Origin of the sequence: Nakamurella flava, from assembly GCF_005298075.1 — a bacterium.
Classification (GTDB): domain Bacteria; phylum Actinomycetota; class Actinomycetes; order Mycobacteriales; family Nakamurellaceae; genus Nakamurella; species Nakamurella flava.
Window position 1 is genome coordinate 225857 of record NZ_SZZH01000004.1, and the last position, 25128, is coordinate 250984.

The following is a 25128-nucleotide window of genomic DNA, read 5'->3' on the forward strand; positions in this document are numbered from 1 at the left end:
ACTAGCGGTTACGATGAGGCATGTTCGTCGCAGACTCCCCGCTGGCGCAGTGGCGTTTCGATGTCGCGTCCGCTCCGCCGTCGGGGTTGGCTCCCTTGTTGGGGTCGCGGCCGGAGCGTCCGGTGGGGTGTTCGGCGCGGGACTGGGCCAACGTGCTGTTGGACGCGGTGATCGCCCGGCAACGGTGGGTCGCGTACGAGTCGGCGCAGCAGATCCATGATCTGGTTGAGTTGTCGGCGGCGGCGTCTGAGGATCCGGGCGGGGTACAGGAGTTCCTGGCCACCGAACTGGCCCTCGCGCTCGGGGTCGCCGAATCGACGGCGGGTCGTTACCTGCTGGAGGCGACGGAGTTGACGGCCCGCTGCCCGGCCACCCTGGACGCGTTGGAGCAGGGCCGGATCTCCCCGGGCAAGGCGTCGGTGATCTGCCGGGGCACCGCCGACCTGACCGCCGAGACCACCGCCCAGGTCGAAGCCGATGTCCTCCCGGGCGCGGGGGCGTCGACCATCCCGGGCTTGCGCAACCTCGTGACCCGCTCGGTGATCCGCCGAGACCCCGACGGCGCGCAGCGCCGCCACGAAGCCGCCCGCCGCCGCCGGTACGTGTCCCGCCGTAGTGAATCGGATGGGATGGCGTGCCTGTCGCTGTACGGGACCGCGCAGGACGTCGCGGTGATCTGGGACTGCCTGACCGCCGCCGCCGACGCCGCCAAGACCGACGCCGCAACCGGGGATGACCGGTCGATCGGGGAACGGCGGGTCGATGCCCTGGTCGACGTGTGCACCCACATCCTCGACCGCGGCCTGCTCCCCACCGACCAACTGCTACCCACGGCGCAGCGGCGACGCCCCCACCTGCTGGTCACCCTCCCCGCCACCGCCCTGCTCGACCCGGAGTCCGGGCGTGGGGAGGTCGCCGAGTTGGTCGGGCACGGACCCATCACCCCCGCCCAAGCGAGGGTCATCGCCGCCGACGCCACCTGGCGGCGCCTGGTCTGCGACCCCGTCACCGGAACCCTGCTCGACTACGGGCGCACCACCTATGCGCCACCCACAGCGCTCACCGATTTCGTCCTCACCCGCGACCAGAGTTGTGTGATGCCGGGCTGTCGGCAACCCGCCCACCGCTGCGATGTCGACCACCGCGAACCCTTCCACCCCGGCCGACAGATCGGCGGCGACACCTCGGCCGAGAACCTGGCCGTCCTGTGCCGCCGCCACCACCGCGCCAAAGACACCGGCGGCTACCAGCTCCTGCGCACCGAAGACGGCGACCACCACTGGACTACCCCCCTCGGCCGCACCTACACCCGACCACACACCCGACATTGGGAGCCACCCGAACCCAGCTCGGCAACAGCACTTCTCGAGAGAGAGGCAGACGGCGATGACCCGCCACCGTTCTGAGGCGGCGGGTTTCCAACCCGCGCCCGTGCTACACGTTGAGCATGCCCCGCACCTCGATCGCCTTGGTCGCGGTGACCCCCGAGCACACCAATCTCATCTGGGGCTGGCTCGACGACGATCCCGACGGTCAAACTCACTCGGCTTCTTCCGTGACCCGACGGCATGGTTCCCGCTGCTGTCCGCCCAGCGGCATGGGTGGATCGCCGTCACCGACGACGAGTCCGTGGGCCTTCTCGACCTGCAGGTGGACGGCCCTACCGGGTTCTTTTCGTACTACATCGCGCCGCAGTTCCGCCGACGTGGCCTCGGCACGGCGCTGCTGCTCGGCTTGCGAATGCGGTGCGCGGAGCTCGGCGTCAATCGGGTGCTCGGATACGTCGAACCGACCAACACCCCCAGCCTGGCCACCCTCCGCCGAGCCGGCTTCACCGTCGCCGACCACCTCGACGACGAGGGCATGCTGGAGGTGAGCAGGGCCCTGGCCGAACCGTGACCGCGCTCAGCCCAGTACGTCGTGCAGGACGATCGTCTGATCCCGGCCCGGTCCGACCCCGATCGACGACACCCGGGCGCCGACCAGTTCCTCGACGCGACGGACGTACGCCTGGGCGTTGGCCGGCAGCTCCTCGAAGGTGCGGCAGCCGCTGATGTCCTCGAACCAGCCGGGCATCATCTCGTAGACCGGCTTGGCGTGGTGGAAACCGGTCTGGGTGGGCGGCATCTCGTCGCAGCGCTCGCCGTCGACGTCGTACGCGACGCAGATCGGCACCTGCTCCAGCGACGACAGCACGTCCAGCTTGGTGAGGAAGTAGTCCGTGATGCCGTTGACCCGGGTCGCGTAGCGACCGATCACGGCGTCGAACCAGCCGCAGCGCCGCAGCCGACCGGTCGTCACACCGACCTCGCCACCGGTCTTGCGCAGGTACTCGCCCCACTCGTCGAAGAGCTCCGTCGGGAACGGACCCGACCCGACCCGCGTCGTGTACGCCTTGAGGATGCCCAGGACCGCGGTGATGGTCGTCGGGCCGATGCCCGCACCGACCGCCGCCCCGCCCGCCGTCGGGTTCGACGACGTCACGTACGGGTAGGTGCCGTGGTCGACATCCAGCAGCGTGCCCTGCGAGCCCTCCAACAGGACGTGCTCACCGCGGCCGATGGCCTGGTTCAGGTGCAGCTTGGTGTCGGCGATCCGGTGCTTGAACCCCTCCGCCTGTTCCAGGACCTCGTCGACGATCCGGCCGGCATCCAGGGCCTTGCGGTTGTAGATCTTGACCAGGATCTGGTTCTTGATGTCCAGGGCCGACTCGACCTTCTGGGCCAGGATCGACGGATCCAGGACGTCCTGCACCCGGACCCCGAGTCGGGCCACCTTGTCGCCGTAGGCCGGACCGATGCCCCGCCCGGTGGTGCCGATCTTGGCCTTTCCGAGGTAACGCTCGGCGACCTTATCGATGGCCACGTGGTACGGCATTATCAGGTGCGCGTCGTGGCTGATGAGCAGGCGGCTGGTGTCCACGCCCCGCTCGTCCAGCCCGGCCAGCTCCCGCAGCAGCACGGCCGGATCGATGACGACGCCGTTGCCGATGACGTTGGTGACGCCGGGCGTGAGGATGCCCGAGGGGATGAGGTGCAGGGCGTAGGACTGGCCGTCCGGCAGCACCACGGTGTGACCGGCGTTGTTGCCGCCCTGGTACCGCACCACCCACTGCACGCGCTCGCCGTACAGATCGGTGGCCTTGCCCTTGCCCTCGTCGCCCCACTGGGCGCCAATCAGCACCATCACCGACATGGCACACTCCCACCGATTCGCAGTTCCGTCCGGCCGCGTGCCGCTCGCCGACTCCCGGTGACCACGACGGCGCGACGCCAGGGGGAAGGGTAGCCGTTGTCAGCGGACGAAACGGTCGTGGTCCTGGACTGCCGGCCGGAACCAGCCGCCCCGCCCCCCGGCCTCGACCCCGACGACGCCCCGCGACACGTCGGCCCACGCCCCGGGAAGACCATCGACCCGCTGCTGACAGGTACGAACCGGGCGATCGTCCTGGGGACCGACGCCGACCTGGCCGCCGTCACGGTCCGACTGCTCCGCAAGGACCTGCTGGCCTCGGTGACCGTCGGTTTCCTGCCCACCGCTCCGGGTCGGGTCGCCAGACTGTGGGGCCTGCCCGACGATCCGGCGGCCCGCGCCGACACCGCCCGGAACGCTGCGCCGGCGCCGACACCCCTGGTTCGCGACGACGCCGGCGGCGTGCTGATCGGGCGCGGCGAACTCAGCCCCATCCATGCCACCGTGTATGTCGACGCGGCGCTCGTGCTCCGTGGCGCGGCGAGCAGCGTGCAGGTCGAACCGGACCCCGACCACGGTGTCGCGGTCGCCGTCCGCCACCGGCGACTGCTGGGTATCGGCCACCGGGAGACCATCACCCGGGGACGAGCCGTGCAGTTCGGCCTGCGCCCGGGCAGCACGATCGTCCGGGACGGCGAGACCTATCCGCGCCCGATGGACCGGTGGACGTTCTACCGACACACCGCACCCATGTGGGTGGCCCGGCCCCGCTGAGCGCACCCGGCGTCGGTTCCGGCCGTCCGGGATGACACTCTGATCGGATGCGGCAGGTCACCCAGAGCTTGAAGTTGCGCGGCGTCCGGTACGACGTGCGAGGACCGATCCTCCAGGAGGCCGAGCGCCTCGAGGCCCAGGGCCACAAGATCCTCAAGCTGAACATCGGCAACACCGCACCGTTCGGCTTCGAGGCCCCGCCGACGATCCTCGCCGACATGATCCAGCACCTGCCGGACTCGCAGGGCTACAGCGACTCCCGGGGCATCTACTCGGCCCGGACCGCCGTCGCGCAGTACTACCAGTCCAAGGGCCTCATCAACACCCAGGTCGACGACATCATCATCGGCAACGGCGTGTCCGAGCTGATCTCCATGGTGCTCACCGCCTTCGTCGACGACGGCAACGAAATCCTCGTCCCCGCGCCCGACTACCCGCTCTGGACGGGGGCGGTGACGCTGGCCGGCGGCAAGGCGGTGCACTACCGCTGCGACGAGGAGAACGGCTGGATCCCCGACCTCGCGGACATCGAGTCCAAGATCACCGACCAGACCTACGCGATTGTCCTCATCAACCCCAACAACCCCACCGGCGCGGTCTACTCGCCCGAGGTGCTCCGGGCGTTCATGGACATCGCCCGTCGCCACGACCTCGTCGTGATGGCCGACGAGATCTACGAGAAGATCATCTTCGACGGCCGCATCCATCACCATGCCGCCGCCATCGCCGGTGACGACGTGCTGGTGCTGACCTTCAGCGGCCTGTCCAAGGCCTACCGGGTGTGCGGCTACCGGGCCGGGTGGGTGATGATCTCCGGCCCGAAGCACACCGCCAAGGACTTCCTCGAGGGCCTCACCCTGCTGGCCAACATGCGGATGTGCGCGAACGTCCCCGGTCAGCACGCGATCCAGACCGCCCTCGGCGGCTACCAGTCGGTCAATGAACTGATCGTTCCCGGTGGCCGGTTCTACGAGCAGTCCAAGCTGGCCTGGCGGATGCTCAACGAGATCCCCGGGGTCAGCTGCACCGAGCCGGAGGGCGCCCTCTACTGCTTCCCCCGGCTCGACCCGGAGGTCTATCCGATCGAGAACGACCAGGATTTCGTGGTCGATCTGCTGCGCACCAAAAAGATCCTGGTCACGCACGGCACCGGATTCAACTGGTTCGAGCCCGACCATTTCCGGCTGGTCACCCTGCCGGACGTGTCCGTCCTGGAGGAGGCGATCACCCGGATCGCCTCCTACCTGGAAACGTTGCGAGCCGGCTGAGCCGGCCTCGTTCGCCGACCGAACGGCGACTACGGGAGCAGTTCGGCCGGGATCTCCGGGTCCGCGTCGAGCAGGAAGGCCCGGACCCGGGTGACCTCGTCGGTCTCCTCGATGAGCGCCGCCGCCTGCCCGAGAGCCGACAGGGCGCGCAGGAAGCCGCGGTTGTTCTCCGTCGCCCACGGCACCGGACCGGCGCCCTTCCAGCCGTGCCGACGCAGCACGTCCAGACCGCGGTGGTAACCGACCCGCGCGTAGGCGTACCCGGTCACGTCCTGCCCGGCGTCCAACGCCTGTTCGGCCAGGACAGCCCACACCAGGCAGGACGCGGGGTAGGACCGGGCGACGTCGATGGCCGGCACCCCGGCCGCGAGATCGGCGGCGGCCGGATCCTCCGGCAGTGAGACCGGCGGCGGGCCGAGCAGGTTGACGGGGCTCATCGGGAGGCCGCCGAGGGCAGGTTCGGGCACACGATCATGGGCTCGATCCTGCCATCGCCGGCCGGCCCGACCACCCGGCCACCGTGCGCCCGGCGCGCTCAGCCGAACTGCGCGGCCATGGCCGCGTCGACCTGCCGGTAGCGGACACCCGCATCCCCGACGCTGACGGCGAGTTGCTGCAGCATCGCCTGCCGCGCGTCCGCCGCGGCATCCCACCGGGACTTCAGCGCCCGGTACGCGGTCAGCGTCTCGGCCGACATGTCGCCGGTCGCGGCCACCTGACCGTCCAACTGCGAGAGCAGGCCCTCGATCCGCGACCACGTCGCGACCAGTCCCTCCGAGCCGGAGGCCAGGGCCGCGTACGACACCGTGATGGTCGCCATGTCACACCGCCCCCGGGACGGCCGCGGCCAGGGCGGATTCGGTCGCGGCGAACCGGCCGGCGACGTCGGACAGCGCGGTGCCCTGGCTGAGCAGGGCGTCCTTGAGCTGGGACGCCTCGAGCAGGTGGTTCTCCATGGCGGCCGCGAACCGGGGCGCCGCCTCCGACGACTGCCAGCCGGACCGGATCTGCCCCAGCAGGTCCTGCATGGTGCCGATCTCCCGGGCCAGCGCGGCGCTGGTGTCGGTCACGGCCGACGCGGTCCCGGCCACCCTCTCGGTGGTGAGCTGCAATGTGGTCACGGTGCGGTCCCTCTCTGACCCGGCCGGCTTCTCCGGCGTTGACCAGGATGCTGCCGTCGGGGGTGCGCACACCCCAGCGCCGTCGATCGGTTGTGGATGGTGCGCCGGTATGTGGACAGCTCCCCCCCGCCGCGGGGTGGCTCTCGCACGTCTGGCCGGCAGTGGGCAGGATGCGCGTCGTGACGACGCGCAGGCGGGGTGACGGATCAGCCGACCAGGCTCCGACGGGGTCGGCGGCCGAGGTGTTCCGGGTGTTCCTGCGGCTCGGACTGACGTCGTTCGGCGGGCCGGTCGCCCACCTCGGCTACTACCGCGCCGACCTCGTCGAGCGGCGCCGATGGCTGACGGACGCCGCCTACGCCGACGTCGTGGCCCTCTGCCAATTCCTGCCCGGGCCCACGTCGAGCCAGGTCGGCATGGTGCTCGGGCTGCAACGGGCCGGGTACCGGGGGATGCTCGCCGCCTGGGTGGCGTTCACGATGCCGTCGGCGCTGCTGATGATCGGCCTGGCGTACGGCATCGATGCCGTGCCGACCACCGGGGCCGGCTGGTTGCGCGGACTGCTGGCCGCCGCCGTGGCCGTCGTCGCGCTCGCCGTGCTGTCGATGGCGCAGACCCTGACCCCCGACGCCCGCCGGGCGACCATCGCCGTCGGCGCCATGATCGCGGTCCTGGTGCTGCCCGGGCCGTGGACGGCCCTGCTCGTCCTGCTCGGCGCCGGGCTCGTCGGGGCGGTCTGGCTGGCCGGAGCGACGGCGGGGACCGGTGCCGCGGACGCGTCGGTCCCCGCCCGGTCCCCCGTCTCCCGTACCGCGGCGGCGTCCTGCCTGGTCCTGGCGACCGTCCTCTTTGTCGCGCTGCCGGCGCTGGCCACCGCGACCGGGAACGGCGCGCTCCGCCTGGCCGAGGTCTGCTACCGGGCGGGCGCGGCGGTGTTCGGCGGCGGTCACGTGGTGCTGCCGCTGCTCGAGTCGTCCGCAGTGCCGGCCGGGCTCATCGACCAGGACGTGTTCCTCGCTGGATACGGAGCCGTGCAGGCCGCGCCCGGCCCACTGTTCTCGGTCGCCGCCTTCCTCGGCGCGGCCAACGAGCAGTCACCGTCCGGCGTGGTCGGCGGTCTCGTCGCCCTGGTGGCGATCTTCCTGCCCGGCGCACTGCTCGTCGTCGGGGTGTTGCCGTCCTGGGCCTGGCTGCAGCGCACCGGGGGCGACGGAGCCCGGCGGACCCGACGCGTGGTGGCCGGGGTGAACGCGGGTGTCGTCGGCGTCCTCGCGGCCGCCCTCTACACCCCGGTCTTCACCAGCGGGGTGACATCCGTCGGATCGCTCGCCGTGGCCGCCGCCGCCTTCGTGGCGCTGAAGATGTGGCGGGTGCCCCCGTGGGCGGTGGTGGTGGCCGCGGCGGTCGTCGGCGCCCTGCTGCTCTGACCCCCGAACCGGGCATCACGGATGATCAGGGCAGCAACCGGAACAGGCGAATTCGTCGGCACTTTCGCGTATTTCCCGCGGCGCTGCCGACTCCTTCACGCGCGGGCCGCGGCGGCCAACCCGACTGGGTCGCCGCGGCCCTGCCTACGATGGGTGGGACGACCGGTCCGGTGTCGGCCCCGAGCCCACCGCATCCCGGGGATGCCGCACCGACAGCCGCACAGCCGCGAGGAGACGAACAGCCCGATGACCGATCTCGACCTGGGTGGCGGCTCGTCCGCCACCGGAGCCTCGTCCACCGACCTCGTGCTCACCCCGCCCGCCCCGGTGCAGGTCGTGCAGCCGCAGCAGGCCGCCAGCGCGGTCCCGGTCGCCGATCCGCGTAAGAACGAGTTGCAGCAGCGCGCCTCGTCGTTCGCCATCGAACTCGCGGCGATGGACGTCCGCTCCCCCGACTTCACCCGCAAGATCGAGTCGATCACCAACCTGGGTGATCGCGAGATGCGCGAGTCGGCCAACGTCTCGAACCGGATGCTGGAGCGGCCGGCGGCGGCCCTGTCCGGCAAGAAGGGCGACGCCCAGACCCGGGTCGCGTCCACCCTGTCCGACCTGCGGGTGACGATCACCGAACTGGACCCCAACCGGGCCGACCTGACCGGGATCAAGAAGGTCCTCAAGTGGATCCCGGGCGGCGACAAGATCGACCGGTACTTCGCCAAGTACCAGTCCGCCCAGTCCCACCTGGACGCCATCGTGCGTTCCCTGGCCTCCGGCAAGGACGAGCTGGCCAAGGACAACGCGGCCATCGAGGTCGAGAAGAACAACATGTGGACCCTGATGGGCAAGCTGGGCGAGTACAACCAGCTCGCCGAGGCCCTGGACGCCGCGGTCGCCGACCAGGTCACCATCCTGGAGAACCAGGGCAAGACCGACGAGGCCAACACCCTCAAGTCGGACGCGCTGTTCCCGATCCGCCAGCGCCGCCAGGACATCCAGACCCAGATGGCCGTGGCCGTGCAGGGCTACATGGCTCTTGACCTGGTCCGCAAGAACAACCTCGAGCTGATGCGCGGCGTCGACCGCGCCCAGACCACCACCATCGCCGCGCTGCGCACCGCGGTCATCGTGTCCCAGGCCCTGTCCCGGCAGAAGTTGGTCCTGGACCAGATCACCGGGCTGAACAACGCGACCGGCGACCTCATCGCCCGCACCTCGGAGCAGCTCAAGATCCAGGGTGCGGCCATCAACGAGCAGGCCGCCAGCGCCACCGTGTCGGTCGAGAAGTTGCAGCAGGCGTTCGACAACGTCTTCCAGGCGATGGACGCCGTCGACACCTTCCGGGCCCAGGCCGTCGACAGCATGGCCCAGACGGTCAACGCCCTGGAAGGTCAGATCCAGCGGGCCCAGCCCTACCTGGAGCGGGTCCGCCGCGGCGAACTGTCGTCCGGCTCCTGATCCGATCGGACGTCACCGTGGTGCTCAACCGGCTGTTCGGCCGTTCCCCGGGCGAGGCGGCGTCGGCCGTCTCGAACGCGCTGGCGCCCGAACCGCCGGACAGCCCGAAAGAACTGGCCGCCGAGCTCTTCCGGGTGGTGCGGTTCGTCAACGCCTCGGCCGGTCAGCTCCCACCCGCGGCCGTGGTCACCGCCCGGCGGATCACCGACACCATCAACCAGGTACTGCTGACCACCCGGGACCGTGAGCTAGACATCCACGCCCGGGTGTCCCTCAACGGCATGCTGCGCGACTACCTGCCGACCACCCTGCGCACGTTCCTGGCCCTGGACCCGGCGGGCCGGGCCCGGCCGGCGCCCAACGGGATCACCCCCACCATCGCCCTCACCGAACAGCTCGACTTCCTGCTCGGGGCCGCTCTCGAGGCGCTCACCGCGGTCCGCAACGATGACGCCAACGCCCTGCTCGCGCAGGGCAGCTTCCTGCGCACCAAGTTCGCCCGATCGGAGCTCGATCTCTAGATGGCCCCCCCGCTCAAGCGCGGCGCCAACGTCGCGCTGACCCAGGAGATCCCCCACCTGCGCGGCGTCGTCCTCGGCGTGCGGTTCAACGCCGGCGCCGAGGCCGCCCTGGCCGGCAACCTGGTCGCCGCGACCATCCTGTGCGACCAGGACCACCGGGTCCCGTCGGGCGACCACTTCGTCTTCTTCAACCAGCTGACCAGCCCCGACCTGTCGGTCAGCCAGCTGACCCAGGCGCTGGGCGACGACAGCGAACAGATCGAGGTGGACCTGTCCGCCGTTCCGGCCGACATCGAACGGATCGTCGTCGCGCTGTACATCAACGAGGGCCCGGGAGCCCGGCGTACCCTCGGCCAGCTGCGCGAATGCGCGATCCGGGTGCTCGACCTGGCCAACGGTCAGGAGCTGATCCGCTCCGAGAACCTGGCCCCGGCGCTCCGTTCGGAGACCGGGATCTGCCTCGGTGAGCTCTACCGGCACTCCAGCGGCTGGAAGTTCAAGGTCATCGGCCAGGGCTACGACAACGGCATCACCGGGATCGCCGCCGACTACGGGGTGCCGCTGTGACCCTGGCCCCGGACCAGGCCCGACCCCGCCCCGACCTGACGTTCCTGCGTCACCGGCGGAGGCCGGCGACGTCCAACCCGGTCATCGCGGAGTTCATCGCGAGTCACTCCCCGCGGCCTGGGGCCGCACGGCCCCCCGCGGTGGCGGCCCCGGCGGCCGCGTCCCGACCGGTAACGCGAACCGCCCCTGCGCCCCGCCCGGCGGCAGCCGCCCCACCGTCGTCCCGCCCCGCCGCCAGCACATCCCTGGACCTCGACGCACCCGCGGCCGGCGGCGCCCCGACCTCCCTGGATCTCGGTGGTCCTCCGGCCGTCCCGACGAGTGGAACCACGTCCCTGGACCTGGACGCCCCCGCTCCCGCTCACGCTCCCAGCGGGGGCTCCACGTCCCTCGACCTCGACGCGCCGCCGGCTCCTCCGACGCCCGCCGGCTCCACGTCCCTGGACCTGGACGCCCCGGCCCCCGCGACCGGTGGTGGATCCACCTCCCTCGACCTCGGCGGACCACCCGCGGCCCCTGCGCCGCCGGCACCGTCCAGCTCGACATCACTCGACCTCGGCGGACCACCCGCGGCCCCCACGCCGCCGGCACCGGCCAGCTCGACATCACTCGACCTCGGCGGACCACCCGCGGCCCCTGCGCCGCCGGCACCGGCCAGCTCGACATCACTCGACCTCGGCGGACCACCCGCGGCCCCGGCGCCGCCGGCACCGTCCAGCTCGACGTCACTGGACCTCGGACCGACCCCGACAGCCAGTCCTGCCCCGGCTGCCCGCGCGACCGGTTCCGGCACGTCCCTCGACCTGGGTGGCGGCGGATCGCCGTCGGCGCCGGCTCGTCCGACCGGCCCGGCGACCCCGCCCAGCACCTCGATCTGGCGCCCGGCCCGGACCGACAACCGCATCCCGACCGTTCTGCAGCCGAGCGCACCCGAGGTGGTGCTCGACCGCCGTCAGTCGGCGATCGGAACGCTGACCATCGACGCGGTGGTCGGCCCCGGCGTGGGCGATCTGCGGCTGGGTGCGGCCTACCAACTGACCTCCGGACTGGCCTCCACCGTGCAGCACTCGACCGGTCGGCGCTTCGGACCGGCGCACGAACGGCAGCGACCGATCGTGCTCGCCTCGCGCGGACCGGCCGAACAGCTGGAGATCGATCTGCGTCAGGTCCGGGACCTGGAACGGGTGGTCGTCTACGCGTTCTCCGGCAACGGGGCCCCGCTGCAGTGGGGCGGCACCCTGCGCATCACCACGTTCGGCGGCGCGAAGATCGAGATCCCGCTGGACCAACCGCCGAGTGCGGTGGTCACGGTGGTGGCCGCGATCTACCAGGTCGACGGCGAGCTCGTCGTTCGGGCTGAACGGGATCTGGCCGGTCGCACCGTCAAGGAAGCGTGCCGGGCCTACGGGTTCGACCGGATCAGCTGGCTGGACGACCAGACGCCGGTCGACTGAACCCCGACTATCCCCCCGGCGGCGGGGCCGCGGCTCCGGCCCGGCCATTGCCGGCCTCGGCCCCGGCCGAACCCTCGTTCGCGAAGAACGACACCTGACCGTTGGCCTCCAGGACGGCCAGCCGGATATCGGCGAACCGTTCGAAGCCCTGCTGCCGGGCCGCGGCCATCAGGTCGTCCAGCGACATCCGCTCGGCCCGCAGGGTGTCCAACAGCGGCTCACCGTGCTGCACGACGACGATGGCGACGCCGTGGGTGACGGCGCGGATCGCCGGCCACCGGGCATTCGCCCAGGACAAGGCGATGGTCAACACGGCGAAGACGGAGACGGCCAGCACTCCCCCGGTGACCGAGTAATCCTGCTGGGTCACCGCCTGCTGGATCATGTCGCCCATCGTGATGAACAGGATGAGCTGGAACGTGCTCAGCTCGCCCAGGGTCGACCGGCCGACCACCCGGGTGACCAGCCACAGGAAGAAGAACATCGCGGCGGCCCGAAAGACGATCTCCATGCCGACTCCTTCCGACGGGCCGCCCGCTCAGGGCAGCAGGGTGGTGGTGATGTCGACGGCGGCGACCTCCTGCTCCTGGCCGTCGACCGGGATGAGCAGCGCGATGCGGCTGTTCGCGCCCAACTGGGCCGACGGTTGGATGTAGGCGTCGAAGTCGGCCTGGAAGACGGCGGCGTCGGCCGGGGTGTCGAACTCCAGCTCCACCCGGTCGCCGTCACCGGTGGACGATGACGGGTCGGGGTTCCAGCCCTGGGTCTCGAACAGGTCCAGGTAGGCGCGGTCGATGGCCAGGGTGACCGGCCGCTGCGCCAGCGGGCCGGGCGCCTGGACCCGGATCGACAGCGGGACGTCCCAGCCGGCCCGGGCGGTCGCCGCGTAGGTCACCGTCAGCGACCACGTCCCGTCGCCGCCGGTCACTGTGGCCGTCCGGGTGTCGGACCGAACCCCGAGCAACCCCGCACCCCCGGCGATCACCAGGGCGACGAGCGCCGCGGTCGCCGATCGACGGGCCCACAGGGCGGCCGGTGGCCGTCGCCCGACCCGGACGGCCCTCAGCGTCGAGTCACCGTCGTCGGTGACCGGTCGGTGCGGGCGGAAGTACGTGACCGGCGGATCGCTCACCTCCACAGCAGTACCCGGTCGGACCGATTCGTCACGGTCGAGGATGCGTACCCTGGTAATCCCTGCCTCCGGTGACCGTCACGACGGCCCCGCGAGCGGGCCGGACGCGTCGACGAAGGGGTGGATCGACCATGGGTGTGAGCCTGACCAAGGGCGGCAACGTCAGCCTGACCAAGGCGGCGCCCAACCTGACGACCATCGCGGTCGGGCTCGGCTGGGACGTCCGCTCGACCGCCGGCCAGGACTTCGACCTGGACGCCAGCGCGCTGGCGCTCGGCGCTAACCACAAGGTGCTCGGGGACGAGTGGTTCGTCTTCTTCAACAACCTGACGTCACCGGACGGGTCGATCGCCCACCAGGGCGACAACCTCACCGGCGAGGGCGAGGGTGACGACGAGGTCGTGGTCGTCGATCTCAGCGCGGTCCCGCCGCAGGTGTCCTCCATCGTGTTCCCGGTGTCGATCTACGACGCCGAGACCCGCCAGCAGTCGTTCGGTCAGGTCCGCAACGCGTTCATCCGCGTGGTCAACACGGCCAACGACGACGAACTGGCCCGCTACGACCTCACCGAGGACGCCTCGGTGGAGACCGCGATGGTGTTCGGCGAGGTGTACCGGCACAACGGGGAATGGAAGTTCCGGGCGATCGGCCAGGGGTACGCCAGTGGCCTGGCCGGCATCGCCCGCGATTTCGGCGTCAACGTCGGCTGACCCAGCCGACCCACACCACTACGCGGACGAAGGAGTTCACGCATGGGGATCAGCCTGGTCAAGGGCGGCAACCTGTCCCTGACGAAGGCGGCGCCCGGGATGACGGCGGTGACCGTCGGTCTCGGCTGGGACGCCCGGACCACCACCGGCGCCACGTTCGATCTGGACGCCAGCGCCCTCGGCCTGGGCAGTGACGACACCGTGCTGTCGGACGCCTACTTCATCTTCTTCAACCAGAAGCGATCCCCCGAGGGTGCCATCGAGCACCAGGGCGACAACCGCACCGGCGAGGGCGGCGGCGACGACGAGGTGATCGCCGTCGATCTGGCTGCGGCACCCGACACCCTGACCAAGGTGGTCTTCCTGGCCTCCATCTACGAGGCCGAGGCCAACGCCGTCACCTTCGGTCAGGTCCGCAACGCCTACATCCGGGTCGTCAACTCCGAGGACGGCACCGAACTGGCCCGCTACGACCTGTCCGAGGACGCCTCGGTGGAGACCGCGATGGTCTTCGGCGAGCTGTACCGGCACAACACCGAGTGGAAGTTCCGGGCCATCGGCCAGGGCTACTCGACCGGCCTGGCCGGCATCGCCAAGGACTACGGCGTCAACCTGTAACACCTGCATGTCCCTGTTCCCCAGCGAAAGGTGCACCGTGGCAGTCAATCTCAGCAAGGGCCAGACCGTCAGCCTGACCAAGGACAACGGCGGAGGCCTCTCGCAGGTCCGCATGGGCCTGGGCTGGGACGCGATGAAGAAGAAGGGCTTCTTCGGGGGCACCAAGGAGGTGGCCGTCGACTTGGACGCTTCCGCCCTGCTGCTGGACGCCCAGGGTCAGGTGCTCGACGTCGTCTACTACGGCAACCTGCGCTCGCGGGACAACTCGATCATCCACACCGGCGACAACCTCACCGGAGCGGGCGACGGGGACGACGAGTCGATCATGGTCGACCTGCCGCGGGTGCCCGCCGCCGTCACGCACATCGTCTTCACCGTCAACAGCTACAGCGGCCAGAACTTCGGCCAGATCGAGAACGCCACCGCCCGGGTGGTCGACTCCGCCGACCACGACAAGGAACTGGTCCGCTACACGCTGACCGGGTCCGGCTCGCACACCGCCGTCGTCATGGCCCGGCTGTCCCGCTCCGGGACCGGCTGGACCTTCACCGCCATCGGGGCCCCCGGCAACGCGCGTACCGCCGACCAGCTGGTGCCGCTGGCCCGGCAGTCGCTCTCGTAATCCCGGGTCGGTGAAGAATGCCGCAACCACGCCAGTGGTAGCGGCATTCTTTACCGACCCACACCGGGATCGGCGCCGGGCGTCAGTCCAGGGCGCTGCGTTCGGCCGCCTCGACGGCCGCCCGTGAGGTGTCCTTGAGGGCGACCCCGGAACGGCCCAGCGCGCGGGCCCCTTCGACGAGACCGGCCACCACCCGGGCGGCCTGGGCGTAGCTCAGGCCGCCGGGCGGGTGGATGTTCGAGACGCAGTTGCGGTCCGCGTCGGTCAGCCCCACCCGGGGTCCCTGGGTGAGGTAGACGCCCAGGCTGTCGGCCACGCTTAACCCGGGCCGCTCCCCGATGACCACGATCAACGTCCCCACCTCGAGCGCGGCGCCGATGTGGTCGCCGAGTGCGACCCGGGCCTGGGTGGCGATCACCGGCGGCGCGATCGACCACCGGTCACCCAGCGCCTCGACGATGGCGCCGACCAGCGGAGCCCCGTGCTCGGACAGGGCCCGGGGCGACAGCCCGTCGGCCAGCACGACGGCGATGTCCCGCCCGCGGGGGACGTCGTCCAGGGGGCCGAGATCGGCCGGGTGTCGGCCGAAGTCGGGGCGCCGCAGGTACTCGCTGCGCCCGGCGGCGCGGCTGGCGACCGTCACCGGGTCACCCAGGCCGAGGGCCGTCACCTGCTCGGTCAGGGCCGCGACATCCAGCGGCTCGTGGACGGCGTCGCGGGCGGCGGCGTGCGCCGACCGGAACTCCAGCAGGTGCCTCGTGGTGATCGCGTCGCCGGTACGGGCGAGCCCGATCCGCGACGGCGTCGTCTCCCGCAGCCGGGTCCAGAAGTCGGGGCCGGTCGGCGGTCCGGTGGTCTCCGGGGTGGTGCTCATCAGGACACCGCCGTCAACTGCTGCAGGGCCGAGCCGGAAGGGTCGATGAGCCGGATACCGCCGCGCTCGTCGCTCAGACCCACGGTCTGCAGCCAGGTCTCGAACTCCGGTGCCGGCCGCAGCCCGAGGACGGAACGGGCCGAGAGCACGTCATGGAAGGCCAGGCTCTGGTAGCCGAGCATCACATCGTCGGCCCCGGGCACGGCGATGACGAACCCGACCCCGGCCGCAGCGAGCAGCATCAGCAGGCTGTCCATGTCGTCCTGATCGGCCTCGGCGTGGTTGGTGTAGCAGACGTCCACGCCCATCGGCAGGCCGAGCAGCTTGCCGCAGCAGTAGTCCTCCAGCCCGGCCCGGATGATCTGCTTGCCGTCGTAGAGATACTCGGGTCCGATGAAGCCGACCACGGTGTTGACCAGCAGCGGGTGGAACTCCCGGGCCAAGCCGTAGGCCCGCACCTCCAGGGTCTGCTGGTCGACCGGCCGGCCGTCCACCCCGAGGTGCGCGCCGGCCGAGAGGGCCGAGCCCTGGCCGGTCTCGAAGTACATGACGTCGTTGCCGACGGTGCCGCGTCCGAGGTTGAGCGCCACATCTCTGGCTTCGGCAAGCATCTCGATCTCGACGCCGAAGGAGGCATTGCCGCCCTGGGTGCCGGCGATCGACTGGAAGACCAGGTCGACCGGGGCGCCCTGCCGCATCAGGTCCAGCGTGGTGGTGACGTGGGTGAGAACGCAGGTCTGGGTGGGGATGTCGAACCGGGAGCGGATGTCGTCGAGCAGCCGCAGCAGCTCGGCGACGGTGGCCGGGGAATCGGTCGCCGGGTTGATGCCGATGACCGCGTCACCGGAGCCGAGCAGCAGACCGTCCAGCACCGCGGCGGCCACGCCCTTGGCGTCGTCGGTCGGGTGGTTGGGCTGCAGCCGGGTGGCCAGCCGGCCGGGCAGGCCGATGGTGTTACGGAACGCCGTCGTGACGCGGGCCGCCTTGGCCACCGCCATCAGGTCGGCGTTGCGCATGAGTTTGCTGACCGCGGCGACCATCTCGGGCGTCAGGCCCGGCGCCAAGGGGGTGAGCACGTCGGCGGCGTCCGGTCGGGCGGCCACCGCCAGCAGCCAGTCACGGAACTCGCCGACGGTCAGTGAGCGGACGGGCGCGAACGCGGCGGCGTCGTGCCGGTCGATGATCAACCGGGTCACGTCGTCGGTCTCGTACGGCATCACCGGGTGCTGCAGGAAGGTGGCCAGCTCGACGTCGGCCAACGCCCACTGCGCGGCGGCCCGTTCCGCGTCGCTGGTGGCGGCGCAGCCGGCGAGCTCGTCGCCCGAGCGTTGCGGGGTTGCCTTGGCGAGCAGGTCGACGATGCCGTCGAAGGTGTAGGTGTGCCCGTCCAGCGTCTGCCGATAGACCGTCATGGCTCAGTGTGCTTCAGGTCGTCCTCGGCCGCCGCCAGAGCCGCGAATTCCTCGTCGGGCGAGGCGGCGACCAGGTGGTGCCGACTGTAGAACCCGAACCAGGCCATGAACGCGGCGAACGCCCCGAGGCACCAGAGGGCGGCGGTGCTGTCGACCAGGAACGTGGCCACGACGGCGAGGACGGCGACGACGAGCGCGAACCCGGTGGTGATCACCCCGCCCGGCGTCCGGTACGGCCGGGGCATCTCAGGTTCGCGGACCCGCAGCACGATGTGGCTGACCATCATGAGCACGTAACTGACCGCCGCGCCGAAGACGGCCATGTTGAGCAGCATCGCGCCCTGCCCGGTCAGCGACAGCGCGAAGCCGATGACGCCCGGAACGATCAGGGCGAGCGTCGGGGCCTTGCGCCGGTTGGTGATCGACAGGCTGGTCGGCAGGTAGCCGGCCCGGGACAGCGCGAAGAGCTGGCGCGAGTACGCGTAGATGATCGAGAAGAACGAGGCGATCAGGCCGGCCAGACCGATGTAGTTGACGACGGTGGCCGCCGCGCCGCTGCCCAGCGCCTCGACCAGCGGGTTGCCCGACTCCGACATCGCCGCCGCGCCACCGATCCCGGGGACCAGGAACAGCACGACCGCCCCGCTGACCAGCAGCACCGCCATCGCGGCGATGATGCCGCGGGGCACGTTGCGGGTCGGGTCGGCCGCCTCCTCGGCGGCCAGCGGCACCCCCTCGACGGCCAGGAAGAACCAGATCGCGAACGGGACCGCGGACCAGATGCCCAGGTAGCCGAACGGCAGGAAGTCGGTGGCCCCGGCCGCGTCGGTCGGGGCGATGTCGAACAGGTTGGCCCAGGAGAAGCCGCCGATCGCGGCGACGGCGAAGACGACCAACCCGACCAGCGCGATCGCGGTGATGACGAACATGACCTTGAGCGCCTCACCGACGCCGGCCAGGTGGATGCCGATGAAGAGGGCATAGACGGCCAGGTAGATCCACCAGCCGTCGGTGATGCCGAACAGGCCGAGTGACTCGACGTACGCCCCGATGAAGGTGGCGATGGCCGCCGGGGCGATGGAGTACTCGAGCAGGATCGCCGTTCCGGTGGCGAACCCACCCCACGGTCCCAGCGCGCGCCGGGCGAAGGTGTAGCCGCCGCCGGCGGCCGGCAGGGCCGACGACATCTCGGCCATACCCAGCACCATGCACAGGTACATCGCCGCGATGACGACGCCGGCGATCAACAGGCCGCCGAACCCGCCCTCGGCGAGACCGAAGTTCCAGCCGGAGTAGTCGCCGGAGATGACGTAGCTGACCCCGAGACCGGCGAGCAGGATCCACCCGGCCGTTCCGGTGCGCAGTGATCGCCGAGCCAGATAGTCGGATTGGGCGGTGTTCTCGCCGGCTCCGGCGGGGAGTGCGGTGGTGGCGGATGTGTCCGACGGCTTCATGGTCGACGACCCCTCGTCCGGGAATGCCGGTGCAGCGATGACGGCGTCAGGCTAGGAGCGTCATGTAAGGACATTGTTTCGGGCACGGGTCGGTTGGTGGTCGGGGCGGCTCGTCAACGTCCCTTGACGGAGGAGCCACCGTCAAGCAAAGTTGACGGCATGATCGCGCGCGACGAGGAGGTGGCCGAGTTGGCAGCACTGGTGGCCCGGGCGGCGGACGACGACCCTCTGGAGGCATTGGCCGCGTTGGCCGCGGCCCGCCGCCAACTGGAGACGCTCGAGGAACTGGCCGTGCGCCGCGCCCGGGTCCGGTCGGCGTCCTGGGCCTCGATCGCCCTGGCCATGGGCGTGAGCAAACAGGCGGCGCACCAACGGTTCCGCCTCTGCCGCTGGGGCGACCGCTGACCGAGCCCGCGACCCTGCCACCCGACGCCAAGGACCGACGAGCCGGGCTGCGCAGCCTGCTGCCCTACCTCCGCGCCCACCGCGGACCGCTGGCCGCCGCCGCGGCCCTGTCACTGGTCACCGCGGCCACCGGGCTGGCCCAGCCCCTGCTGGTCCGGCAGGTCATCGACGGCGTCCAGGTCGGTGCCGCCGTCACCGGGACCGTCGTCCTGGTGGTCGTGGTGCTCATCGCCGGCTCGGTGATCGGCGCGTTCCAGGAGTTCCTGCTGCAGCGGACGGCCGAGGGCATCGTGCTGCACACCCGCCGGCGGCTGGTCGACCGGCTGCTGCGGCTGCCGGTCGCCGACCTCGACGCCCGCCGCACCGGCGACCTGATCTCCCGGGTCGGCTCGGACACCACGCTGCTGCGGGCGGTGGTCACCTCGGGTCTGGTCGAGGTGGCCTCGTCGGCGCTGCTGGCCGTCGGCGCCGTCATCGCCATGGCCCTGGTCGACCTCACCCTGCTGGGCGTGACCCTGCTGGCCGTCGGCGTCGGGGTGACCGCCGGAGTGCTGGTCGGCCGACGGCTGCGCGCGCTGGCCCGTCTGTCGCAGGAACGGGTCGGCGCGATGACCGCCGCCGTCGAACGGGCGCTCGGCGCGGTCCGCACCATCCGGGCCTCCGGGGCCACCGACCGGGAAGTCGCCGCCGTCGGGGTGGCCGCGGAACAGGCCTACGACGCCGGAGTGCGGGCGGCCCGGGTGCGGGCGGCCATCTCCCCGCTGGTCGGCGTGGCCGTGCAGGGCGCGTTCGTCGCCGTCCTCGGCGTCGGCGGCTACCGGGTGGCCAGCGGCGCGTTGACCGTGGCCGACCTGGTCGCCTTCATCCTGTACCTGTTCCTGCTGGTGCTCCCGCTCGGCCAGCTGTTGGGGGCCTACGCGCAGCTGCAGCAGGGGTTGGGCGCCCTGTCCCGGGTCGAGGAGGTGCTGGACCTGCCCGAGGAGGACCCCGGCCCGCCCACCGTCCCGACGTCGCCGCGCCCGCCGTCGGGCGCACCGCTGCTGGCGGTCGAGCGATTGACCTTCGTCCATCGCGGTGGCGACTCACCGGTGCTGCAGGACGTCTCGTTCACCGCGGCGCGGGGCACCCGCACCGCGCTGGTCGGGCCGTCCGGGGCCGGCAAGTCCACCCTGCTCGGCCTGTTGGAACGGTTCGACGACCCGGCGGCTGGCCGCATCCGGCTCGACGGCGTCGACCTGCGCGACCTGCCCCGGGCCGCCCTGCGGGCCCGGCTCGGCTACGTCGAGCAGGAGGCCCCGGTGCTGGCCGGCACGCTGCGGGAGAACCTGCTGCTGGCCGCGCCGGACGCGACCCCGGCCCAGGTCGACGCCGTGCTGGTGGCCACCGGCCTGACCGCGGTGGCGACCCGTTCCCCGCTGGGGCTGGACGCGCAGGTCGGGGAAGGCGGGGTGCTGCTGTCCGGCGGCGAGCGTCAGCGGCTGGCGATCTGCCGTTCGCTGCTCGCCCGCCCGGAGTTGCTGCTGCTCGACGAACCGACCGCCAGCCTGGACGCCCGCAACGAGGCCGCCCTGGCCCAGGCGTTGCGGGCGGTGCAGCAGCACGGCGACGGGACGGCCCTGGTGGTCGTGGCCCACCGCCTGTCCACCGTGGTCGACGCCGACCAGATCGTGGTGCTCGACGGCGGCCGGGTGGTGGGGGTCGGCACCCACACCGAACTGCTCGACCGCACCCCGCTCTATCGCGAACTGGCGGCCACACAATTGCTGGTGGCCGACGAGGGTGTCGCGCCCCCGCGGCCGGACGCGCCGCCCGTCGCCATCCCGACCCCCGGCCCTACCGACGAGGAGAAGATGTCGTGACCCAGGAGATCGTCGGCGGCGGCCTGCCTCTCGGCTCGCTCGGACTCGGCGGAGCCCCGCTGGGCAACCTCTTCACCAGGATCGACGACAGCACCGCGCAGGCCACCGTCGACGCCGCCTGGGAGGAGGGGGTGCGATTCTTCGACACCGCGCCGCACTACGGGCTCGGGTTGTCCGAACGTCGACTCGGCCGGGCCCTGGCCCACCGCCCGCGCGACGAGTACGTCGTTTGCTCGAAGGTCGGGCGGCTGCTGGTCGAGCAACCGGCGGCCGGCCGACGTGACGACGAAGGTTTCGACGTCCCGGCCACCCACCGTCGCGTCCGCGACTACAGCCGCGACGGGGTACTGCGCTCGATCGACGCCACCCTGCGGCGGACGGGGCTGGACCGGCTGGACGTCGTCCTCGTCCACGACCCTGACGAACACTGGGCGCAGGCCGCCGAACAGGCCATCCCGGCATTGGCCGAGCTGCGCGATCAGGGCGTCGTCCGAGCGATCGGGGCCGGGATGAACCAGAGCGGCATGCTCACCCGGTTCCTCACCGAGACAGCCGCGGACATCGTGCTGCTGGCCGGCCGCTACACCCTGCTCGACCAGCAGGCCCTCGACGATGTCCTGCCCGCCGCCGACCGGCTCGGCAAATCCGTGATTGCCGCCGGCGTCTTCAATTCCGGACTGCTCGCCGACCCCGACCCGGACGCCACCTACGACTATGCCCGGGCGCCGGGTCATCTCGTCGAACGCGCCCGCCGCATCGCAGCGGTCTGCGCCGACCACGGCACCACCCTCACGGCCGCCGCCGTCGCGTTCCCACTGCTGCACCCGGCCGTCGTCTCCGTCGTCGTCGGAGCCCGCTCGCCCGAGGAGATGCACGCCGACGCCCAGGCCCACCGCGCGGCCGTCCCCGCGGCGGTGTGGACCGCATTGCAGGCGCGGGGCCTGCTGCGGCCGGACATCCCGGTGGGCTGACCGTCAGGTCAGCCGGGCCTCGCGGCGGTGCGGGACGGTCCCGGCCGTCGCGGTCAGTCCCGGCGGGCGCCGGCGGCCGGGCTGACCGGACGGACCACTGGCGCTGTCCAGCCACGCTCGGCGAACGCGGCGATGACCGCGTCGCCCACGCCCGCGGCGGACGCCGTGGGGACCAGGGCGATGATCGACCCACCGAATCCGCCGCCGGTCATCCGGGCACCCAGCGCACCGGCGGCCAGCGCCACCTCGACCGCCACATCGAGCTCGGCGCAGGACACGTCGTAGTCGTCGCGCAGCGAGACGTGGGATGCGGTGAGCAGGTCCCCGATCTCGTCGATCCGGCTGGCCCGCAGCAGCTCGACCACCTGCACGACCCGCGCGTTCTCGGTGACGACGTGGCGGACCCGGCGGCGCAGCTCGTCGTCCGGCAGGGCGGCCAGGGTGCCGGCCAGATCGTCCAGCCGTAGGTCGCGGAGCTGCTCGACACCGAGGATGTCGACGGCCCGCTCGCAGGAGGCGCGGCGGCGGCCGTACTCGCCGTCGGCCAGCGAGTGGGACACCCGGGTGTCGACCACCAGGACGGACAGGCCGGCCGCACCAGGATCGAACGGGATGTGGTCGATCGTGCCGGCCCGGGTGTCGAACAACAGCACCGAGCCGGCCTCGGAGGCGGCCGAGGCGGTCTGGTCCATCGGGCCGCAGGGCACCCCGACGAACGCGTTCTCGGCCCGCTGGGCGATCCGCGCCACCTCCAACGGTTCCAGCGACTGGCCGGCCAGACCGGCGACCGCCAGGACGACGGCGCATTCCAGCGCGGCGGACGAGGACAGTCCCGCCCCGCTGGGCACCGTCGAATCCAGCGCCAGCGCCAGGCCGGACACCGCGACGCCCGCCTCCCGGGCGGCCCAGACGGAACCGGCGACGTAGGCCGCCCAGCCGTCCACCGCACCCGGAGCCAACCCCGCCAGCGGGACGGTCACCACCGCACCGGGCCGCTGCGCCGACACCATGCTGACCAGGCCGTCATCGGTGCCGGCCGCGGCGATCACAGCGCGGGCGTCGATGGCGAACGGGAGCACCAGTCCCCCGCTGTAGTCGGTGTGCTCGCCGATCAAATTGACCCGGCCGGGGGCGGAGAACACTCCGTCCGGCTCCCGGTCGAAACTGGCGCGGAAGAGCGCACGGACGTCGATGTCGGCAGGGCTCATCGGATGGTCGTTCCCGTCGTGTGGAAGTGCCAGGCGTCCTCGATCATCTCCGACAACCCGAGCTCCGGGGTCCACCCCAGCCGGTGGCGAGCCACCGCGGAGGAGGCGATCAGCCGCGCCGGGTCGCCGGCCCGGCGCGGGCCGACCGAATGCGGCACCGCATGCCCGCTGACGCGCTCCACCGCGGTGAGCACCTCGCGCACCGACGAACCGTCGCCGCTCCCCAGGTTGCAGATCAGGTGCTCACCGGGCCGGGCCGCGGTCAGGGCTCGCACGTGAGCCCGAGCCAGATCCAACACGTGGACGTAATCCCGGATCGGGGTGCCATCCGGCGTGGGCCAGTCGTCACCGAACACCTGCAGGGGTTCACCGAGCCCGCGCGCCGCGCGGATGGCGTTCGGGATGAGATGGGTCTCCACACCGTGTCTCTCGCCCACCCCGAGGGCGGCGCCGGCGACGTTGAAGTAGCGCAGCGACACCGCGGCCAGCTCGGTGGCAGCGCACTCCCCCGTGATCATCATGTCGACCGCGAGCTTGCTCGCCCCGTACGGGCTGGTCGGTCGGGTCGCTGCGGACTCGAGGATGGGCACCGTCTCCGGGTCACCGTAGGTCGCGGCCGTGGACGAGAACACCAGCACCGGGACCTGGTACTCGGTGATCGCGTCCAGCAGGGCCCGGGTGCCGACGACGTTGGTCCGCCAGTACAGACCGGGCTCGCGAACCGATTCACCGACCAACGACTTGGCGGCGAAGTGCAGCACTGCGTCGAACCCGGCTCCGGCCAGGACCGAGCCCGCGGTGCCGATGTCGGCCCGGACCAGTTCGACGCCCGACGGAACCGAGTCGGCGTGGCCGGTGGAGCAGTCGTCCAGGATGACCACCTCGTGGCCCTGGGACAGCAGCAGCCGGGTGACGACCGACCCGATGTAGCCGGCCCCACCGACCACCAACGCCTTCACAGCACTCCCTCCCCAGCAGTCTCCAGGACGACATCGCGCAGCCGCTGGGCAGCCGACTCCGGGGCGATGTCATTGACGAAGGCGCCCATCGCCGACTCGGAGCCGGCCAGGTACTTGATCCGTCCCTCGGAGCGGCGGATGGTGAAGACCTCCAGGTGCAACCGGTAGTCCCCGTCCCGGGCGTGGACCGGGGCCTGATGCACGCCGGTGATCGCCGGCAGGCTGTCCGCGAAGACGCCTTCCATGCGCCGGACCACCTCGAGGTACAGCGCCGCCAGGTCGTCCCTCTCCGCCTCGTCCAGACCGGTCAGGTCCCGCACCGGCCGCCGGGGATAGAGGTGCACCTCCACCGGCCAGCGGGCCGCGAAGGGGACGAACGCGATCCAGGTGTCGTTCTGTGCAACCACCCGCACCTCGGCGTCGATCTCGGCGGCCAGGATGTCGGCGAACAGGTCGCGACCGGTGCGCTGCCGGTAGTCGGCAGCCGACCTCAGCGCAGCCGCTGTCTTGGGGGTGACGAACGGGTAGCCGTAAATCTGCCCGTGCGGGTGCGCGAGGGTGACACCGATCTCCACGCCCCGGTTCTCGAAGCAGAACACCTGCTCGACGCCGGGCTCCGCGGACAGCGCCGCGGTGCGGTCAGTCCAGGCCTCGATGACCGTGCGCATCCGTCGGACGGGTAGCCGGGACAGCACGGTGTGGTGCTCGGACGTGAAGCAGACCACCTCGCATCGGCCACTGCCCGGTCGGGACTGTCCGATCCACGCCGCTGGATCGCCGACGGTCGCCGTGCCCTCGCCGCCGGCGAAGGACGGGAAGCGATTCTCGAAGACGACCACGTCGTAGGTGGGCGAGGGAATCTCGCTCGCGTTGGCATCGCTGGACGGGCACAGCGGGCACGCGTTCGCCGGCGGGTGATAGGTCCGGGTTTGCCGGTGGCCGGCGATGCCGACCCACTCGCCCAACAGGGCGTCGTAGCGCACCATGGACGCCGGCAGCACCGTCGGCAGCTCACGCGGGTCGTGCAGAACCCGGCCGGGATGGTCGGTCTCGTCGAAGTAGAACAACTGACGACCGTCGGCCATCCTGGCCTCGCTGCGGGTGACGGGAGTGGTCGGGGCGGGG

General features: G+C 71.5%; 27 protein-coding genes. 15 read left to right on the forward strand and 12 right to left on the reverse strand.

What is annotated here, in order from left to right:
- Positions 1-20 precede the first annotated feature (20 nt).
- On the forward strand, positions 21-1406 hold the full coding sequence (locus FDO65_RS16855; protein WP_137450888.1) for an HNH endonuclease signature motif containing protein: 1386 nt from the start codon (positions 21-23) through the stop codon (positions 1404-1406).
- The gene (locus FDO65_RS23140) at positions 1387-1899 is read left to right on the forward strand and encodes a GNAT family N-acetyltransferase (protein ID WP_166442255.1); all 513 of its coding nucleotides are present in this window, start codon (positions 1387-1389) and stop codon (positions 1897-1899) included. Before FDO65_RS16855 ends, FDO65_RS23140 begins: the two co-directional genes overlap by 20 nt.
- Before the next feature lie 6 nt (positions 1900-1905).
- On the opposite strand, the gene FDO65_RS16865 is transcribed toward FDO65_RS23140, so the two are convergent.
- Positions 1906-3195, reverse strand: a complete 1290-nt coding sequence (locus FDO65_RS16865; RefSeq protein WP_137450890.1) for an adenylosuccinate synthase — start codon at positions 3193-3195, stop codon at positions 1906-1908.
- Positions 3196-3291: 96 nt separating this feature from the next.
- Between FDO65_RS16865 and FDO65_RS16870 the strand changes: the two genes are divergently transcribed.
- Together FDO65_RS16870 and FDO65_RS16875 are read left to right on the forward strand one after the other, a co-directional pair.
- Positions 3292-3966, forward strand: coding sequence for a hypothetical protein (locus tag FDO65_RS16870; RefSeq protein ID WP_205850116.1), 675 nt, complete (start codon positions 3292-3294; stop codon positions 3964-3966).
- Positions 3967-4013: 47 nt separating this feature from the next.
- Positions 4014-5234: a pyridoxal phosphate-dependent aminotransferase gene (locus FDO65_RS16875; RefSeq protein ID WP_137450891.1), complete on the forward strand. Its 1221-nt coding sequence runs from the start codon at positions 4014-4016 to the stop codon at positions 5232-5234.
- A 29-nt stretch (positions 5235-5263) separates the two neighbouring features.
- Here FDO65_RS16875 and FDO65_RS16880 read toward each other — a convergent pair whose 3' ends face one another.
- The 3 genes from FDO65_RS16880 to FDO65_RS22265 all read right to left on the reverse strand — a co-directional run bounded on the left by FDO65_RS16880 (position 5264) and on the right by FDO65_RS22265 (position 6355).
- A complete protein-coding gene (locus FDO65_RS16880; RefSeq protein WP_137450971.1) occupies positions 5264-5671 on the reverse strand; it encodes a DUF3151 domain-containing protein in 408 nt (135 codons plus the stop codon).
- Between the two features lie 98 nt (positions 5672-5769).
- Positions 5770-6054 carry a WXG100 family type VII secretion target gene (locus tag FDO65_RS16885; protein WP_137450892.1) on the reverse strand — a complete coding sequence of 95 codons (285 nt, stop codon included), beginning with the start codon at positions 6052-6054 and terminating at the stop codon, positions 5770-5772.
- Between the two features lies 1 nt (position 6055).
- Positions 6056-6355: a WXG100 family type VII secretion target gene (locus FDO65_RS22265; RefSeq protein WP_166442256.1), complete on the reverse strand. Its 300-nt coding sequence runs from the start codon at positions 6353-6355 to the stop codon at positions 6056-6058.
- Between the two features lie 170 nt (positions 6356-6525).
- Here FDO65_RS22265 and chrA point away from each other — a divergent pair, with 170 nt between their 5' ends.
- From chrA to FDO65_RS16915, 5 genes are all read left to right on the forward strand, one after another.
- Positions 6526-7782 carry a chromate efflux transporter gene (gene chrA / locus FDO65_RS16895; RefSeq protein ID WP_137450894.1) on the forward strand — a complete coding sequence of 419 codons (1257 nt, stop codon included), beginning with the start codon at positions 6526-6528 and terminating at the stop codon, positions 7780-7782.
- A 246-nt stretch (positions 7783-8028) separates the two neighbouring features.
- Complete coding sequence (locus FDO65_RS16900) at positions 8029-9237, forward strand: toxic anion resistance protein (protein WP_137450895.1); 1209 nt, start codon at positions 8029-8031, stop codon at positions 9235-9237.
- 17 nt (positions 9238-9254) lie between these two features.
- Positions 9255-9758, forward strand: a complete 504-nt coding sequence (locus tag FDO65_RS16905) for a hypothetical protein (RefSeq protein WP_137450896.1) — start codon at positions 9255-9257, stop codon at positions 9756-9758.
- The gene (locus tag FDO65_RS16910) at positions 9759-10325 is read left to right on the forward strand and encodes a TerD family protein (protein WP_137450897.1); all 567 of its coding nucleotides are present in this window, start codon (positions 9759-9761) and stop codon (positions 10323-10325) included.
- Positions 10322-11779 (forward strand): hypothetical protein, encoded by a 1458-nt coding sequence (locus tag FDO65_RS16915; protein WP_137450898.1) that lies wholly within the window; start codon positions 10322-10324, stop codon positions 11777-11779. Before FDO65_RS16910 ends, FDO65_RS16915 begins: the two co-directional genes overlap by 4 nt.
- 7 nt (positions 11780-11786) lie before the next feature.
- Here the strand turns inward: FDO65_RS16915 and FDO65_RS16920 are convergent, their stop codons facing one another.
- Together FDO65_RS16920 and FDO65_RS16925 are read right to left on the reverse strand one after the other, a co-directional pair.
- On the reverse strand, positions 11787-12290 hold the full coding sequence (locus FDO65_RS16920; RefSeq protein ID WP_137450899.1) for a DUF421 domain-containing protein: 504 nt from the start codon (positions 12288-12290) through the stop codon (positions 11787-11789).
- A 27-nt stretch (positions 12291-12317) separates the two neighbouring features.
- Entirely contained in the window at positions 12318-12911 is a 594-nt protein-coding gene (locus FDO65_RS16925) for a hypothetical protein (RefSeq protein WP_137450900.1), read from the reverse strand.
- 131 nt (positions 12912-13042) lie between these two features.
- Between FDO65_RS16925 and FDO65_RS16930 the strand changes: the two genes are divergently transcribed.
- From FDO65_RS16930 to FDO65_RS16940, 3 genes are read left to right on the forward strand one after another with little or no spacing between them, the layout of a single operon-like run.
- Positions 13043-13621 carry a TerD family protein gene (locus tag FDO65_RS16930; RefSeq protein WP_137450901.1) on the forward strand — a complete coding sequence of 193 codons (579 nt, stop codon included), beginning with the start codon at positions 13043-13045 and terminating at the stop codon, positions 13619-13621.
- A gap of 42 nt (positions 13622-13663) precedes the next feature.
- Complete coding sequence (locus FDO65_RS16935) at positions 13664-14239, forward strand: TerD family protein (RefSeq protein WP_137450902.1); 576 nt, start codon at positions 13664-13666, stop codon at positions 14237-14239.
- A 37-nt stretch (positions 14240-14276) separates the two neighbouring features.
- Positions 14277-14861 (forward strand): TerD family protein, encoded by a 585-nt coding sequence (locus tag FDO65_RS16940; protein WP_137450903.1) that lies wholly within the window; start codon positions 14277-14279, stop codon positions 14859-14861.
- Between the two features lie 82 nt (positions 14862-14943).
- Here FDO65_RS16940 and eutC read toward each other — a convergent pair whose 3' ends face one another.
- The 3 genes from eutC to eat are packed head-to-tail and all read right to left on the reverse strand — an operon-like array spanning position 14944 to position 18601.
- Positions 14944-15735 carry an ethanolamine ammonia-lyase subunit EutC gene (gene eutC, locus FDO65_RS16945; RefSeq protein WP_137450904.1) on the reverse strand — a complete coding sequence of 264 codons (792 nt, stop codon included), beginning with the start codon at positions 15733-15735 and terminating at the stop codon, positions 14944-14946.
- The gene (locus tag FDO65_RS16950) at positions 15735-17147 is read right to left on the reverse strand and encodes an ethanolamine ammonia-lyase subunit EutB (protein ID WP_137450905.1); all 1413 of its coding nucleotides are present in this window, start codon (positions 17145-17147) and stop codon (positions 15735-15737) included. The genes eutC and FDO65_RS16950 overlap by 1 nt, the downstream gene beginning before the upstream one ends.
- Positions 17144-18601, reverse strand: a complete 1458-nt coding sequence (gene eat / locus FDO65_RS16955) for an ethanolamine permease (RefSeq protein ID WP_137450906.1) — start codon at positions 18599-18601, stop codon at positions 17144-17146. Before eat ends, FDO65_RS16950 begins: the two co-directional genes overlap by 4 nt.
- 159 nt (positions 18602-18760) lie before the next feature.
- Here eat and FDO65_RS16960 point away from each other — a divergent pair, with 159 nt between their 5' ends.
- From FDO65_RS16960 to FDO65_RS16970, 3 genes are read left to right on the forward strand one after another with little or no spacing between them, the layout of a single operon-like run.
- Entirely contained in the window at positions 18761-19006 is a 246-nt protein-coding gene (locus FDO65_RS16960) for a hypothetical protein (protein WP_137450907.1), read from the forward strand.
- Positions 19003-20865, forward strand: coding sequence for an ABC transporter ATP-binding protein (locus tag FDO65_RS16965; protein ID WP_420847550.1), 1863 nt, complete (start codon positions 19003-19005; stop codon positions 20863-20865). Before FDO65_RS16960 ends, FDO65_RS16965 begins: the two co-directional genes overlap by 4 nt.
- Complete coding sequence (locus FDO65_RS16970; protein ID WP_137450909.1) at positions 20862-21836, forward strand: aldo/keto reductase; 975 nt, start codon at positions 20862-20864, stop codon at positions 21834-21836. The genes FDO65_RS16965 and FDO65_RS16970 overlap by 4 nt, the downstream gene beginning before the upstream one ends.
- A 53-nt stretch (positions 21837-21889) precedes the next feature.
- On the opposite strand, the gene galK is transcribed toward FDO65_RS16970, so the two are convergent.
- The 3 genes from galK to galT are packed head-to-tail and all read right to left on the reverse strand — an operon-like array spanning position 21890 to position 25088.
- The gene (gene galK, locus FDO65_RS16975; protein WP_137450910.1) at positions 21890-23044 is read right to left on the reverse strand and encodes a galactokinase; all 1155 of its coding nucleotides are present in this window, start codon (positions 23042-23044) and stop codon (positions 21890-21892) included.
- Positions 23041-24003 carry a UDP-glucose 4-epimerase GalE gene (gene galE, locus FDO65_RS16980; RefSeq protein ID WP_137450911.1) on the reverse strand — a complete coding sequence of 321 codons (963 nt, stop codon included), beginning with the start codon at positions 24001-24003 and terminating at the stop codon, positions 23041-23043. Before galE ends, galK begins: the two co-directional genes overlap by 4 nt.
- The gene (gene galT / locus FDO65_RS16985) at positions 24000-25088 is read right to left on the reverse strand and encodes a galactose-1-phosphate uridylyltransferase (RefSeq protein WP_137450972.1); all 1089 of its coding nucleotides are present in this window, start codon (positions 25086-25088) and stop codon (positions 24000-24002) included. Before galT ends, galE begins: the two co-directional genes overlap by 4 nt.
- Positions 25089-25128: the final 40 nt, after the last annotated feature.

Excerpts from the sequence above, each read along its gene's own strand:
- FDO65_RS16855 (WP_137450888.1), top strand. The coding sequence starts at position 21 with ATGTTCGTCGCAGACTCCCCGCTGGCGCAGTGGCGTTTCGATGTCGCG.
- FDO65_RS23140 (WP_166442255.1), top strand. The coding sequence starts at position 1,387 with ATGACCCGCCACCGTTCTGAGGCGGCGGGTTTCCAACCCGCGCCCGTG.
- FDO65_RS16865 (WP_137450890.1), bottom strand. The coding sequence starts at position 3,195 with ATGTCGGTGATGGTGCTGATTGGCGCCCAGTGGGGCGACGAGGGCAAG.
- FDO65_RS16875 (WP_137450891.1), top strand. The coding sequence starts at position 4,014 with ATGCGGCAGGTCACCCAGAGCTTGAAGTTGCGCGGCGTCCGGTACGAC.
- FDO65_RS16880 (WP_137450971.1), bottom strand. The coding sequence starts at position 5,671 with ATGAGCCCCGTCAACCTGCTCGGCCCGCCGCCGGTCTCACTGCCGGAG.
- FDO65_RS16885 (WP_137450892.1), bottom strand. The coding sequence starts at position 6,054 with ATGGCGACCATCACGGTGTCGTACGCGGCCCTGGCCTCCGGCTCGGAG.
- chrA (WP_137450894.1), top strand. The coding sequence starts at position 6,526 with ATGCGCGTCGTGACGACGCGCAGGCGGGGTGACGGATCAGCCGACCAG.
- FDO65_RS16900 (WP_137450895.1), top strand. The coding sequence starts at position 8,029 with ATGACCGATCTCGACCTGGGTGGCGGCTCGTCCGCCACCGGAGCCTCG.
- FDO65_RS16910 (WP_137450897.1), top strand. The coding sequence starts at position 9,759 with ATGGCCCCCCCGCTCAAGCGCGGCGCCAACGTCGCGCTGACCCAGGAG.
- FDO65_RS16920 (WP_137450899.1), bottom strand. The coding sequence starts at position 12,290 with ATGGAGATCGTCTTTCGGGCCGCCGCGATGTTCTTCTTCCTGTGGCTG.
- FDO65_RS16930 (WP_137450901.1), top strand. The coding sequence starts at position 13,043 with ATGGGTGTGAGCCTGACCAAGGGCGGCAACGTCAGCCTGACCAAGGCG.
- FDO65_RS16935 (WP_137450902.1), top strand. The coding sequence starts at position 13,664 with ATGGGGATCAGCCTGGTCAAGGGCGGCAACCTGTCCCTGACGAAGGCG.
- eutC (WP_137450904.1), bottom strand. The coding sequence starts at position 15,735 with ATGAGCACCACCCCGGAGACCACCGGACCGCCGACCGGCCCCGACTTC.
- FDO65_RS16950 (WP_137450905.1), bottom strand. The coding sequence starts at position 17,147 with ATGACGGTCTATCGGCAGACGCTGGACGGGCACACCTACACCTTCGAC.
- eat (WP_137450906.1), bottom strand. The coding sequence starts at position 18,601 with ATGAAGCCGTCGGACACATCCGCCACCACCGCACTCCCCGCCGGAGCC.
- FDO65_RS16960 (WP_137450907.1), top strand. The coding sequence starts at position 18,761 with ATGATCGCGCGCGACGAGGAGGTGGCCGAGTTGGCAGCACTGGTGGCC.
- galK (WP_137450910.1), bottom strand. The coding sequence starts at position 23,044 with ATGAGCCCTGCCGACATCGACGTCCGTGCGCTCTTCCGCGCCAGTTTC.
- galT (WP_137450972.1), bottom strand. The coding sequence starts at position 25,088 with ATGGCCGACGGTCGTCAGTTGTTCTACTTCGACGAGACCGACCATCCC.